The sequence below is a fragment of the Nakamurella sp. PAMC28650 genome (assembly GCF_014303395.1).
GTDB lineage: Bacteria > Actinomycetota > Actinomycetes > Mycobacteriales > Nakamurellaceae > Nakamurella.
Genome location: NZ_CP060298.1, coordinates 433,068 through 447,323, shown reverse-complemented (window position 1 = coordinate 447,323; position 14,256 = coordinate 433,068). Strand labels below are relative to the sequence as shown.

The window sequence follows — 14,256 nt, the reverse complement described above, 5'->3', positions numbered from 1 at the left end:
GTCAGACGCTTCGTCGGGTCCGAGCTCGGATACGTCGTAAGGCCTCCCCGCCGTTGGGAATGATGACACTGATGAGGAGCAGAACACCGATGATGATGTTCTGGATCTGGGGGTCGATGTTGATGATCGTCATGGCGGACTGCAGGGTTCCGAAGATCAGCACGGAGAGCACCACGCCGAACACCGTGCCGCGGCCGCCGAAGATGGACACACCGCCGAACAGCACCACGGCAACCACATTCAGCTCGAGGCCGGTGCCCTGGTCGTACCGGGCCGAGGCGTTCTTGAGAGAGAACAGAATACCGGCGAAGGCGCACAGAACGCCGGACAGCACGTAGAGCCAGAATTTGATCCGGTCGACCCTGATGCCGGAGAACCGGGCGGCCTCGGACTGCAGCCCGATGGCGAACAGTGACCGACCGAACGGTGTCGAGTGCAGGACGACACCGGAGATGACGGCGAGAATGACGAACACCAGCGTGGAGAAGCTGAAATGGGTCCCGAAGACGCCGGCCGCGCCGATCTTCGTCAGCGAAGCGGGGAAGTTGCTCACCGAGTTGGCCCCCAGGAGGGGCTCGGCCAGCCCGCGGAACAGGCCCAGCGTACCGATGGTGACGGCGATGGACGGCAGACCGAGTTTGGCGATCAGCACACCGTTCAGGGCCCCGCCCAGTGCTCCGACGACCAGCGCGGCCAGCATGGCCAGGTAGATGTTCCAGCCGTCCTGGAACAGCAGGCCCATCAGGGTGCCCGACAGACCCAGCATCGACGCGACCGACAGGTCGATCTCGCCGATCATGACGATGAGCATCAGAGGTAGCGCCATGATGGCGATCTCGCCCATGTTGTAGCCCATGAAGAACACGGTCGAGCCGCTGGCGAAGTTCGGCTGTGCGAACCCGAACCAGAGCGCCGCGATGAGCACGACGATCAGGCCGCTCTCCCACCGCACTGCGGAGCGCAGGGACGGACGCTCGGACGGTGGAACGGTCCCGTTGGGGGACTTCTTCAGCACGGGTGTGGCAACGATGTCAGACATCCCGGTGTGCCCCCTGTTCGGATTTGAGGCTGCGGGCGACCCGCAGGCTGAGCCATCGGTCGAATGCGATCGCCACCAGCAGCAGCGCACCGGCCACGGCCTGGTTCCAGAAGGGGGAGACCTTGAGGGAGCCCAGCGACTGGTTGATGGTGTTGAGCAGCAGAGCGCCGAGGGCGGCGCCCAGGATGGTGCCGCTGCCGCCGAAGATGGCGACGCCGCCGACGACGACCGCAGCGACGACCAGGAACTCGTAGCCAGTGCCGCCGGTGGAGTCCACCGTGGCGTACTCGGCCAGGAACAATGCACCGCCGAGCCCGGCGAGGCTCCCGCTCACCAGGAAGGCCGTGAAAACCCTGCGGCCGGTCGGGATACCGGCCAGCCCGGCCGCATCAGGGTTCGAGCCGATGGCGTAGAGCTCGCGGCTGGACCGGAAGGAGCGCATGGCGTAGCCGGCGATGGCCACCACCACCGCGACGATGATGAAGAGCAGCGGAACACCGAAGACGTTGTAGTAGCCGATGGTCTGGAAGCCGGAGGGCACACTGCCGGGGTCGATCCGCTTGCCGTTGACGATCAGCGCGTCGATACCGCGCACGATGTACAGCGCCGCCAGCGTCACCACCAGGCTGGGCACCTTGGTGACGGTGGTGATCAGGCCGTTGACGGCGCCGACCACTGCCCCGACCAGGATGCCGATGACGAAGCCGAAGATGATCGGCATCTGCGGGTGGTTGACGAAGGTGTTGCCGACGACGTAGGCGGAGAGTCCGACGACCGAACCGACGGACAGATCCACGTTGCGGGTGATGATCACCAGGGTCTCGCCGACCCCCAGCAGGGCGAAGATCGATGCACCCGTGAGCAACTGCTGCACACTGCTGGCGGACAGGAAGCTGTGGTTGTACAGCGTGGTCAGCGCGATGACCAGGACCAGAGCGATACCGATACCCATCTCCCGGGCCCGGAGCAGGGCTCCGCTCCTGGCCATGGCCGCACCGGCCGGCTTCTTCGAGATGACGGCGGTCATACGATCGACTCCGTGCTCTGCAGGGTGGCGGCACGCATGACCGAGTCCTCGTCGGCCTCGGCCCGTGACATGTTCGCGCTCAGGTGCCCCTCACGGATGACCAGCACACGGTCGGCCATCCCTAGCACCTCCGGCAGTTCGGACGAAATCATCAAGATGGCCATTCCTTCTGCGACAAGACCGTCGAGGATGCGATGCACCTCGGCCTTGGTGCCGACGTCGATACCGCGGGTCGGCTCGTCGATGATCAGGAGAGAGGGGTTGCGGGCCAGCCACTTTCCCAGCACCACCTTCTGCTGATTGCCACCGGAGAGGGTGGCGACCGGGTTGCGCATCTTCCCGAACTTCAGCTGGAGTCGCTGGGCCCAGTCCAGGGCCAGGTTGCGTTCGCTGGAGCGGGAGATCAGCCCACCCTTGCTCAGCCGGGACAGGGAGGCCAGGGCGACGTTCTGGTCGATGCTCAGATCCATCACCAGCCCCTGCTGGCGCCGGTCTTCCGGGACCAGGGCGATTCCGGCGGCCATTGCCTCACGGGGTGCGTTGCGGTGCAGCACTTTTCCGTTGATCCTGACGACACCCGAGTCGTAGGGGTCGATACCGAAGATCGCCCGGGCCACCTCGCTGCGCCCCGCGCCGACCAACCCCGCCAGCGCAACGATCTCCCCGCGTCGTACCTGGAAGGAGATGTCGGTGAAAACGCCTGCGCTCGTGAGGTGTTCGACCTCCAGAACCACCTTGCCCGGTGCGGTGATCGTCTTGGGGAACAGGGACTCCAGGTTGCGGCCGACCATCGAGCGGATGATGTCGTCGATCGTCAGATCCTCGATGGGAGCGGTGGAGACGAAGTTGCCGTCACGCATGATCGTCACCCGCTGGCAGGAGGCGAACACCTCTTCCAGACGGTGCGAGATGAACATGACCGCCGCGCCCTGCGAGCGCAGCGTCTTCATGACGTCGAACAGACGGTCCACCTCGACCTGGGTGAGGGCCGCGGTGGGCTCGTCCATCACCAGCACCTTGGCGTCGAGCGAGAGTGCCTTGGCGATCTCGACGATCTGCTGGTCGGCCACCGACAGACCCTTGGCGAGCCGCTCGGGTTCGAGATCGACGCCCAGGCGCGAGAACACCTCGGCCGCAGCCTTGTTCATCGAGCCACGATCGATCCGGCGGCCGCCTTTCAGCGGCTGGCGGCCCATGAAGATGTTCTCGGCGACCGTCAGGTCGGGGAAGAGGGTGGGCTCCTGGTAGATGATCGAGACCCCGGCGGCCTTGCTCGCGGCCGGCCCGCTGAAGTTGACGAGTTCGCCCGAGATGGTGAGGTCGCCGCTGTCCGGCCGGTGGACGCCCGCCAGGATCTTGACCAGCGTCGATTTGCCCGCCCCGTTCTCTCCGAGGAGGGCGTGGGCCTCCCCGGGATAGAGGGTCACGGAGCCGTTCTCCAGCGCGCGGACGGGACCGAAACTCTTGGTCGCATGGTCCAGCACGAGCAGCGGCTCCAGTGGCGCCTGCTCAGTCAACGTCGACTCCTCCTGTGATCGGGGGCATATTGTGAAACCTTTCAGTGCCTGGGCCGGAACGTTAAACCCGTGAGTCGGGCGCGTCAAGTAGCCATCTCCAATTTGTTACCAAACCGGGGCCCGAAAGGTGATCCGACGCCCGAACGGGCCCGGCCCGACAGGGCGGTCGTCGCAGACCGGGGCTCGTCTGAAAGTCGGCCGATTTCGAAACGACGGTGCAGGTCGACGAGTGCGCAGCCACGCCGGACGCCGTGGAGTACTTTGATGCGATTCAACGAGGCTCGGTGGAGGCGATGGGATGTCGGGGGAGGTCAGCGTCATCGATGTGGCCAAGAAGGCCGGCGTTTCGCTCGGCACCGTCTCGAACGTCCTCAACCGGCCGGAGCGGGTGGCCCCCGCCACCAGAGCCAGGGTGCTGGCCGCGATCGACGAACTCGGTTTCATCCGGAACGAGGCGGCCCGGCAGTTGCGGGCCGGGCGGAGTCGCTCGATCGGTCTGGTCGTGCTGGACATCCGCAATCCGTTCTTCACCGACCTCGCTGCGGGCGTCGAATCCAGTGTGGCGCAGGCGGGTCTGTCCCTCGTGCTCTGCAACAGCGGTGATGACGCGACCCGCGAGGATCACTATCTCAGCCTGCTCCAGGAACAGCGAGCCTCCGGGATCCTGATCACGCCGGCCGCGCGCGCGAGCAGTCCGATCGAGGAGATCCGGCGTCGCGGAATGCCTCTGGTGCTCGTCGATCGGAGTTCCCATCGCCGCCAGTGCTCGGTGTCGGTCGACGACCTGGTCGGTGGCGAACTGGCCGTCGACCACCTGGTGTCATTGGGGCACCGGCGAATCACCTTCATCGGGGGGCCGCTGTCGACCAAGCAGGTGGCCGACCGACTTCGCGGGGCCAGGACGGCCGCCGAGCGCGCCGGGATCCGGGTGACCGTGATGGAGACCGACGGACCGGTGTTCAGTGCCGGCCGGTCGATGGGTGAGCGCATCGCCGCCATGCCCGCCAGACGCCGGCCGACCGCGGTGTTCTGCGTCAACGACCTGATCGCGCTCGGTGTCCTGCAGGAGATGACGCGTCACCACATCGCCGTCCCCGACGACGTGGCGATCGTCGGGTACGACGACATCGACTTCGCCGGCGCCGCCGCCGTTCCGCTGACCTCCGTCCGTCAGCCGAGGGAGGACCTCGGGCGCACCGCTGCCGATCTGCTCATCGAGGAAGTCGTCTCCGCCGAGTCCCACCGTCACCGACAGGTGGTCTTCGAGCCGGATCTGGTGATCAGGGCCTCCACGGTTCTGCCCTGAGGTGTGCGGGCGGTTCGGCCGGGGAACGATCCGTGCGAAAACTGGACGGACACTTAACGAAACCATTAGATCGACCCAACGCAAGCGGAGCGCTTTCGTTTGATTCGGTTGCATTGACCAGGGACCCCGAGGCCGTTACGTTTGCTTTCGGTCGAAGGCGTCCGCCGAGGCCCCGTGACGGTCTTCGCCCGCGCCTGGCCGTGCGAACAACAGCTCAGCGGTGCGGCACCGTCCGCGATGCGAAGAGGATGCGAACAGGAGGCCCCCCGCTCGTGTCGTCCCTCGACGAGTTCGCCCGCGAACAGGCGATCCTCAACACGCTCACCGCGCAGGGCCGCGTGGTGGTGAACGACCTGGCCACCGAATTCGGGGTCTCCGCCGTCACGGTCCGCAAGGATCTGGAAGGTTTGGAGCGCCGGGCCATGCTGCGACGGATTCGCGGTGGGGCGGTGAGCGTCGGCACCAGTGACGAGGGTGCCTTCGAGATGAGGTTGAGGCATTCACGAGATGTCAAGCAGCGCATCGCCCGGTCCGTGGCCCCCCTGGTGCGCCACGGCGATGTCATCGCCCTGGACTCCTCGACGACCTGCTACTACCTGGCCAAGGAAATCCTGGATCGGCGAGACCTGGTGGTGGTCACCAATGCGCTACGCCTGGCCATCCTGCTGATGGAGCAGTCCTCGGCCATGGTGCTGATGCCCGGCGGTGTGCTGCGTAGATCGGCCGGTTCGATGGTCGGCCCGATCGGCGATGTGCTGACCGGCCGTGGGCGTATCAACAAAGGATTCTTCGGAGTGATTGCTATCTCGACAGTGCATGGCCTGATGGATCTCTCAGCCGAGGAGGCCCATACGAAACAATTCATGGCGAAGGCCTGCGATCAGGTCTACGGTGTCTTCGATTCGTCCAAGGTGGACGGTTTCGGATTGCATTCGTTCGCCGGTGTCGACGAGATCGATGCCATGTTCACCGACGACGGGATGGACGCAGCCGCGATCGAGCAGTGGTCGAAACTCGGCGTGCCGGTCCATCTGGCGAGTGGTCCGGCTGACCGTGGCACCGGTCGGCGTACGGACCGGGCCCGATGAGCAGCCGCGGTACTCGAACGGTGGCCGCCGTTGATCTGGGCGCCGAAAGCGGTCGGGTGACGGCGGTGTCGTTCGACGGCGATCGGTTGACGATGAAGATCGCGAACCGTTTCGCCAACACTCCACGTGTCCAGGGTGGCGCGTTGCGTTGGAACGTCGAGGACCTCTGGGCGCGCATCGTCGAAGGACTCGGGATCCTGGCGGTCGGCCCAGAACCGGTGGCGAGTGTCGGCGTCGACACCTGGGGTGTGGACTACGGTCTGCTGGACGCCGTCGGTCAGCTGCTCGATGCCCCGATCAGCTATCGGGACAATCGCAACGCGGCCTCGTTCGCACAGGCACTGCAACGGGTCGGCGCGCAGAAGCTCTATGCCGCCACCGGTGTGCAGGTACTGGCCATCAACACCGTCTTCGGACTGATGGCCGATGTGCGGGACGACCCGACCAGGCTGTCCAGGGCCAAGACCCTCCTGATGATGCCGGACCTGTTCCACCACAAGCTTTCCGGAGCGACCACCGCCGAATACACCGGCGTCTCCACCACCGGTGCCTATGACATGGCCGGTCACCGCTGGGCCTCCGAACTTCTCGACGAGCTGGGCATCCCGACCCATATGCTGCCCGACGTCGTGCCGCCGGGTACCGACGTCGGTCCGCTGCTGCCCGGTCTCGCGGTGGGCGCGCTGCACGATGCGCGGGTCATCGTGCCGCCGGGGCACGACACCGCGAGCGCCGTGGTGGGTGTGCCGTTGGCCGATCCCGGTGGCCTCTACATCTCCTCGGGCACGTGGTCCCTGGTCGGCGTGGAAACACCGACACCGGTCGTCACGCCCGAGTCGCAGCGTTCGAATCTGACCAACGAGGGTGGCTATGCGGGCACGATCCGCCTGCTGCGCAACGTGATGGGGCTCTGGATCCTGCAGGAATGCCGCCGCCAGTGGCAACGTGAGGGTACCGACATCAGCTACCCGGACCTCGCCGAGATGGCCGCGCAGGTACCCGGTCTGGTCAGCATCATCAATCCTGACGATCCGGGTTTCCTGCCTCCCGGTGACATGCCCGCCCGGGTGCGGCAGTACTGCGCGGACCACGGATCAGCGGTGCCGCAGACCATTCCCGAGGTGGTCCGGTGCGTGGTCGACTCGCTGGCGCTGAGCTACCGGGCGGTCGTCGACTACCTCGTCGACGCGACCGGGGAGCGACCCCCGTCGATCAACATCGTGGGCGGGGGAGCCGACAACGTCCTGCTGTCGCAGCTGACGGCCGACGCCACCGGTCTGCCCGTCTCGTGCGGGCCGACGGAGGGGACGGCCCTGGGCAACGGCGCCGTGCAGCTGGCCACCCTCGGGGAATTCGACGGCCTGGCCCAGATCCGGCAAGCGATCGCCGCCAGCACGGCGATCCGGCACTACGACCCGCGGCCCGGTGGCGGATGGGAAGAAGCCCAATCGACGTTCCGCCGGCTGGTCGCCGTTGATCAGCAGCGCGCCGTTGATCAGCACGGCGCGGTTGATCAACACGGCGCGGTTGATCAGCACGGCGCGGACGCGCAGCAGTGATGACGGTCGAGACGTGGGAGACGAGCATGATGAGCGCAGGGGATCACGCGTGACCGCGATCCACGCACCGGAACTGGTCAGCCGGGAGCTGCTCGAGCTGACCAGATCGCTGGGCCGCCCGGAACGCGACCTGGTCATCCTCGCCGAGGGCAACACCTCGGAACTGCTCGATGACGGGAGAGTGGTGGTGAAGGCGTCCGGATCGAACATGGCGACGGCCACCACGCAGGATTTCGTCACCGTCGACATCGAGCCGTTCGTCGATCTACTGGGGCGGGAGAACAGCACCCAGGACGAGCTGACCGCCGCCCTGGATGCCGGGATGGTCGACGGCCACCGCCGGCGAGGCTCGATCGAGGCATTGGTACACATTGCGGTGCAGGCAGTTTCGCCGGTACGCTTCGTCGGCCACACGCACCCGACCGCCATTCTCGGGCTGATGGCTTCGGTTCGTGCTCAGGAGGCCTACGACTACTGGGTGTACTCCGACGAGGCCGTGGTGATCGGCCGGCCCCTGTACGTCCCGTACGCGTCGCCGGGCGTCGGACTGGGGCGCGTCTTCCACCGTTCGTTGCTCGGATACGTCGACCGGTACGGCCAGTTGCCCCAGTTGGTGCTCCTGGGTAACCACGGAATCGTCGCCCTCTCGCCGAGCGCGGCCGGGGTCGACGGAATCTCGGCCATGGCGGTCAAGGGTGCGCAGGTCCGGGCGACTGCCTATGCCGTCGGCGGGGTCTCCCCGATTCCTACCGAATCGGTCTCTGAATTCTTCGCCCGCGAAGACATCTCCGAACGACGGGGCAACCTCGCCAACGGCCAGTACTGAAGCCATTCGATTCCATCTTCGATTGTCAGATTTTTTCTACCTCACGGGAGCAGACATGACCGACGAAATTCCGACCGGCGTCGCCGAGTTGCTGGGACGGTCCAACCGACTTGGTTCCGATCCGACCGTCACCAACTACGGCGGGGGCAACACCTCCGTCAAGGTGCGGCAGATCAGCCCGGCGACCGGCGCGGAGGTGGAGTTGTTGTACGTCAAGGGATCCGGTGGTGATCTGGGGACCCTGAAGGCGTCCGGCCTGGCCACCCTGGAACTCGACCGGGTGCGAGCCCTGGACGGTGTCTACCGCGGCATCGAGTTCGAGGACGAGATGGTCGGCTACTTCCCGTTCTGCGCCTTCGGCACCGGAGGTGCGACCCCGTCGATCGATACGCCCATGCACGGCCTGGTGCACTTCGACCACGTGGACCACCTCCACCCCGACGCCGTGATCGCCATCGCCTGCGCCGCCGACGGCGAGGCTCTGGTCGAGAAGATCTGGGGCGGAACCATCGCCTGGGTCCCGTGGAAACGGCCGGGATGGGAACTCGGCCGCGCGCTCGCCGAGATCGCCCGCCGCCCGGGTGTTGTCGGCGCGGTCCTGGGCGGTCACGGGCTCACCGCCTGGGCGGGCACGAGTGACGAGGTGGAGGCCCTCAACCTGCGGATCATCCGTCAGGCCCAGGAGTATCTGGACGCTCACTCGGTGGCCGAGCCGTTCGGTCCCCTGGTCCCGGGGCGCGAGATGCTCGCGCCGGAGGCCCGTCAGGCCCGCGCCGCCGAATTGTTTCCGCACCTCCGCGCCATCGCCTCCGCCGACCGCCGACAGGTCGGGCATTTCAATGACTCCGAAGTGGTCCTCGACTTCCTCTCGCGCGAGAAGCTTGCGCACCTGGTGTCTCTGGGCACGTCCTGCCCTGATCACTTCCTGCGCACCAAGGTTCGGCCGCTGCTGCTGGACACGGCGCCGGACGCACCGGTCGACGAGGTCGTCTCCCGTCTGAAGGAACTGCACGCCGAATATCGGGTGGAATACCAGGCCTACTACGACCGCCATGCCACCCCGTCCTCACCGGCCATGCGTGGCGCCGATCCGGCGGTCGTACTGGTGCCGGGCGTCGGGATGTTCTCCTTCGGTGCTGACAAGCAGACGGCCCGGGTCGCCGGCGAGTTCTACGTCAATGCGATCAACGTGATGCGCGGCGCCGAGGGCGTGTCGGTCTACCAGCCGGTCGCCGAGTCGGAGAAGTTCAACGTCGAGTACTGGCAGCTGGAGGAGGACAAGCTGAAGCGCCGCCCGGCACCCAAGGCGCTGGCCGGTCGGATTGCCCTGGTGACCGGCGGGGCCTCCGGAATCGGCTTGGCCACCGTCAAACTGCTGGCCGAGCACGGCGCCAACGTCATCGTCGGCGACATCAACCAGACCGGTTGCGAATCCGTCGCGGCGGATCTGGGCGGGCCCGACAAGGCCGTCGGGGTGGCCATGGACGTCACCGACTTCGAGGGCGTCAAGGCCGGGATCGCCGCCGGCATCGTGGCTTTCGGCGGTATCGACCTGATCGTCAACAATGCCGGTATCACCAGAGCGGGCTCGTTGGCCGACACGTCCCTGCAGGATTGGGATCTGCAGTACCAGATCATGCCGCGGGGGTCGTTCCTCGTGGCCAAGGCAGCCGAGGGTGCCTTGCGTGCACAGGGTCTGGGTGGCGACATCATCAACATCTGCTCCAAGAACTCGGTCTTCGCCGGGCCCAACAACATCGCCTACTCTTCAGCGAAAGCTGCTCAGGCACATATGGTCCGGCTGCTGGCCGCCGAGCTCGGCGACATCGGGGTCCGGGTCAATGGCATCAATCCCGACGGCGTGGTGCGCGGTTCGGGAATCTTCGCGGGCGGCTGGGGAGCCTCTCGGGCCGCCACCTACGGCGTGGCCGAGGAGGATCTGGGCAAGTACTACGCGCAGCGCACCGTCCTCAAGGAGGAGGTGCTGCCCGAGCACATCGCCCTGGCGGTGCTGGCCCTGACGAATGGCACGCTGCCGATCACCACCGGACTCCTGATCCCCGTCGACTCCGGCGTGGCCGCCGCCTTCATGCGGTAGCCGTGAGGCGTGTCCCGAGGCGCCGGCCCCTTTCGGACGCGCGGGGTGCTGTCCGCACCTGTCAGAGCGGGGCGGGGTCGGTCAGGACCGGAGCGCCCTTGGCGAACTCCCGTGACCGGCGGTCGTCCCAGACCTGCGCCGGCACCGCCCCGCCCAGCAGTTCCCGCGCCAACGCCGGGCCACCGACCGCTGCGTCGGCGCCGATGATGATGACATTCCCGCGGCGGCGCCCCTTCAGCATGGGCGGGTCCGCGACGATCGCCAGGTGTTCGAACACACTCCCGACGGTGGCCGCCTCCGACCGGGCCAGTCGCAGGTCGGGGGCATCCCCGCAATTGAGGATGTACAGGCCGCCCGCGCGCAGGACCCGACGCACGTGGCGGGTGAACTCCACCGTCGTCAGGGGCAGGGGGGTGACGGCTCCGGCGAACACGTCCCGGACCACCACCGTGTGGGCACCGTCCGGCAGCGATTCGGTCACCGCCCTGGCGTCACCGACCCGGATGCGCAGCGCGGGCGCCTTGGGCAGGTCGAACCACACGCGGACCAGGCGGGCCAGCTCGGCGTCGGTGTCGACGGCGAGGTGCTGCGAGCCCGGCCGAACGGTGATCAGGTAGCGGGCCAGCGAGCACGCCGCCGCCCCGAGGTGCAGGACCCGGAGCGGATCCGGTTTCCGGTCCTGGATGACGGACGCGATCCAGCGCATGTACTCGAAATCCAGCCAGCTCGGATCGGCGAGGTCGATGTGCGAGCTCTGCACCCCGTTGACCAGCAGCAGGTAGCCCAGGGTGTTGTCCCGGTCCTGGACCAGCTCGGCGGTACCGGAATCGATCGGGTAGACACCCGGGGTCGGCCCGGCCGTGGCACCCCGGCCGCCGCGGTCCCGCTGTCTGCCCACGGGGGTCATCATCCCCCGCCTGCAGGAAAGGCGCCCATGACGACCACCCAGCGGTCTGCAGAGCACCCTTTTCAGCGTGTGCTCGCCCACTGAATCGATCCGCCAACAGGCAGATCCGGGCGACCAGGGCCACACTTCCATGAGCGCTTTGCCGGTACCTCGGTGAGGTGAACGGCATCCGGCCGCCTGCTGAAGGAGTACCGAATGACGCGCTACGTTTTCGATTTCACCGAAGGTGACAAGGATCAGAAGGATCTGCTCGGCGGCAAGGGTGCGAACCTCGCGGAGATGACGAAGCTCGGCCTGCCGGTTCCGCCCGGGTTCACCATCACCACCGACGCCTGCCGCGAGTATCTCTCGCTCGGCAGCGAACCGGGTGAACTGCGGGTGCAGGTCACCATGGCCCTTCGTCACCTGGAGGACGACGCCGGCCGCCAGCTCGGCGACCGTCACGACCCGCTGCTGGTCAGTGTCCGGTCGGGGGCCAAGTTCTCGATGCCGGGGATGATGGAGACGGTGCTCAACATCGGCCTCAACGACGCGAGCGTCAAAGGCCTCACCGAGGTCAGCGGAGACGAACGGTTCGCGTGGGACTCCTACCGCCGCCTCCTGCAGATGTTCGGCAAGACGGTGTTGGACATGCCCGGCGAGGTCTTCTCGGACGCGCTGGACAAGGCCAAGGTCAGCAAGGGCGTCAGCAGCGATCTCGACCTGGACGTCGACGACCTCAAGTCGCTGGTCGCCGAGTTCAAGGTGGCGGTCAAGGAGCACTCGGGCGCGGAATTCCCGCAGCACCCGCGGGAGCAGCTGGACCTGGCCATTCGCGCGGTCTTCAACTCCTGGAACACCGAGCGGGCCAGGCTCTACCGTCGTCGGGAGCGCATCCCCCAGGACCTGGGGACGGCCGTGAACATCTGCACGATGGTGTTCGGCAACCTCGGCGAGACCAGCGGCACCGGAGTCGCTTTCACCCGCGACCCGGCCTCCGGGAAGCCCGGCGCGTACGGCGACTACCTGGCCAATGCGCAGGGTGAGGACGTGGTGGCCGGAATCCGCAACACGCTGAGCCTGGATGATCTGGCCGCGATGGATCCGGCGTCGAACTCGCAGCTCCGGAAGGTGATGCGCCGGCTCGAGACGCACTACCGGGACCTGTGCGACATCGAGTTCACCATCGAGCGCGGCAAGTTGTGGATGTTGCAGACCAGGATCGGCAAGCGCACGGCGGCGGCGGCCTTCCGGATCGCCGGCCAACTCGTCGACGAACAGCTGATCACCCTGGACGAGGCGCTGTCCCGGGTCTCCGGATCCCAACTGGCCCAGTTGATGTTCCCGCAGTTCGACCCCCATGCCGAGCGCAGTCTGCTGACCACCGCGATGGCCGCCTCCCCGGGTGCGGCCGTCGGCCGGATCGTGTTCGACTCGCCGACCGCCAAGGCCTGGGCCGCCCGTGGCGAGCAGGTGTTGCTGGTGCGCAAGGAGACCAACCCGGACGACCTCGAGGGAATGATCGCCGCCAACGGGATCCTGACCGCTCGCGGGGGCAAGACCAGCCATGCCGCCGTGGTCGCCAGAGGGATGGGCAAGACGTGCGTCTGCGGCGCCGAGGGAATGCTGGTCGACGCCGCAGCCAAGACGATGGCGGTCGGCGGGACGGTGCTCACCGAAGGCGATCTGCTGTCCATCGACGGCTCCACGGGAGAGGTGTTCGTCGGTCGGGTACCGGTGGTGCCGTCGCCGGTCGAGACCTATCTCGAGCACGGGCTCGAGGCGGCCACCGACGGGGTCGACGAGCAGACCGCCGACCTGGTCCGCTCGGTGGACCGGCTGCTGCAACATGCCGACAAGCGTCGGCGTCTCGGTGTCAGGGCGAACGCCGATACGGCCGAGGATGCCGTCAGGGCAAGGAATCTGGGTGCGCAGGGGATCGGACTCTGCCGCACCGAGCACATGTTCCTCGGCGAGCGTCGGTCGTTGATCGAACGGGTCATCCTGGCCGACAGCAACACCGCCCGAGAGGCCGCCCTGGCGGCGCTGCTCCCGCTGCAGCGGCAGGATTTCACCGAACTGCTGGAGGCGATGGACCCATTGCCGGTGACGATCCGGCTGCTCGACCCGCCGCTGCACGAGTTCCTGCCGGACCGGACCGAGCTGGCCGTCAAGGTTGCCCTGGCGGCGGCCGCCGGCACACCGGATGCGGACGATGTCCGTCTGCTGGCAGCAGTCGAGCGGCTGCACGAATCGAACCCGATGCTGGGTCTGCGCGGTGTCCGGCTGGGACTGCTGACCCCGGGTCTGTTCGCACTCCAGGTCCGGGCGATCGTGGAGGCCGCCTGCGCGCTGGTCAAAGCGGGGAGGCATCCGCACGTCGAGATCATGGTGCCGCTGGTCGGTTCGGTGATGGAGCTCTACCTGGTGCGGGACGAGACCGACGGCATCGTCAACGAGGTCACCGCGGCCGCCGGCATCGAACTCAAGGTGCCGATCGGCACGATGATCGAGCTGCCGAGGGCGGCCCTGACCTCGCACCGGATCGCCGAGGCCGCGGAGTTCTTCTCCTTCGGCACCAACGACCTGACCCAGACCACCTGGGGTTTCTCGCGGGATGACGTGGAGGCGGCGGTGTTCGCCGCCTATCTGGACAAGGGTGTCTTCACCGTGTCGCCGTTCGAATCGATCGACATCGACGGGGTCGGGCGGCTTGTCGAGATCTCCGCGACCGAGGGCCGCCGGACCCGTCCGGATCTCAAGCTCGGGGTCTGCGGCGAGCACGGCGGGGACCCGGAGTCCATCCACTTCTTCCACAAGGTCGGCCTCGACTACGTGTCCTGCTCCCCGTTCCGGGTGCCGGTCGCGCGATTGGAGGCGGGCCGGGCGGCGGTGAGCTGAATCCGGACC

At 67.1% G+C, this 14,256-nt stretch carries 10 protein-coding genes; 6 read left to right on the top strand and 4 right to left on the bottom strand.

The window, feature by feature from the left end; translation table 11 throughout:
• Window position 1: 1 nt before the first annotated feature.
• The 3 genes from H7F38_RS02000 to H7F38_RS01990 are packed head-to-tail and all read right to left on the bottom strand — an operon-like array spanning window position 2 to window position 3,583.
• Window positions 2-1,039 (bottom strand): ABC transporter permease, encoded by a 1,038-nt coding sequence (locus tag H7F38_RS02000; protein WP_187092630.1) that lies wholly within the window; start codon window positions 1,037-1,039, stop codon window positions 2-4.
• A complete protein-coding gene (locus H7F38_RS01995) occupies window positions 1,032-2,066 on the bottom strand; it encodes an ABC transporter permease (protein ID WP_187092629.1) in 1,035 nt (344 codons plus the stop codon). Before H7F38_RS01995 ends, H7F38_RS02000 begins: the two co-directional genes overlap by 8 nt.
• Window positions 2,063-3,583 carry a sugar ABC transporter ATP-binding protein gene (locus tag H7F38_RS01990; RefSeq protein WP_187092628.1) on the bottom strand — a complete coding sequence of 507 codons (1,521 nt, stop codon included), beginning with the start codon at window positions 3,581-3,583 and terminating at the stop codon, window positions 2,063-2,065. The genes H7F38_RS01995 and H7F38_RS01990 overlap by 4 nt, the downstream gene beginning before the upstream one ends.
• Before the next feature lie 298 nt (window positions 3,584-3,881).
• On the opposite strand from H7F38_RS01990, the gene H7F38_RS01985 reads away from it, so the two are divergent.
• From H7F38_RS01985 to rhaD, 5 genes are all read left to right on the top strand, one after another.
• A complete protein-coding gene (locus H7F38_RS01985; protein WP_187092627.1) occupies window positions 3,882-4,889 on the top strand; it encodes a LacI family DNA-binding transcriptional regulator in 1,008 nt (335 codons plus the stop codon).
• A gap of 272 nt (window positions 4,890-5,161) precedes the next feature.
• On the top strand, window positions 5,162-5,977 hold the full coding sequence (locus H7F38_RS01980; protein WP_187092626.1) for a DeoR/GlpR family DNA-binding transcription regulator: 816 nt from the start codon (window positions 5,162-5,164) through the stop codon (window positions 5,975-5,977).
• Window positions 5,974-7,536: a rhamnulokinase family protein gene (locus tag H7F38_RS01975; protein ID WP_187092625.1), complete on the top strand. Its 1,563-nt coding sequence runs from the start codon at window positions 5,974-5,976 to the stop codon at window positions 7,534-7,536. Before H7F38_RS01980 ends, H7F38_RS01975 begins: the two co-directional genes overlap by 4 nt.
• 49 nt (window positions 7,537-7,585) lie before the next feature.
• Window positions 7,586-8,362: a class II aldolase/adducin family protein gene (locus H7F38_RS01970; RefSeq protein ID WP_187092624.1), complete on the top strand. Its 777-nt coding sequence runs from the start codon at window positions 7,586-7,588 to the stop codon at window positions 8,360-8,362.
• 55 nt (window positions 8,363-8,417) lie between these two features.
• A complete protein-coding gene (gene rhaD, locus H7F38_RS01965; protein WP_187092623.1) occupies window positions 8,418-10,460 on the top strand; it encodes a bifunctional rhamnulose-1-phosphate aldolase/short-chain dehydrogenase in 2,043 nt (680 codons plus the stop codon).
• A gap of 61 nt (window positions 10,461-10,521) precedes the next feature.
• Here rhaD and H7F38_RS01960 read toward each other — a convergent pair whose 3' ends face one another.
• Window positions 10,522-11,358 carry a spermidine synthase gene (locus H7F38_RS01960; RefSeq protein ID WP_222618381.1) on the bottom strand — a complete coding sequence of 279 codons (837 nt, stop codon included), beginning with the start codon at window positions 11,356-11,358 and terminating at the stop codon, window positions 10,522-10,524.
• A gap of 204 nt (window positions 11,359-11,562) precedes the next feature.
• Here H7F38_RS01960 and ppdK point away from each other — a divergent pair, with 204 nt between their 5' ends.
• Window positions 11,563-14,247: a pyruvate, phosphate dikinase gene (ppdK, locus tag H7F38_RS01955; protein ID WP_187092622.1), complete on the top strand. Its 2,685-nt coding sequence runs from the start codon at window positions 11,563-11,565 to the stop codon at window positions 14,245-14,247.
• Window positions 14,248-14,256 lie beyond the last annotated feature (9 nt).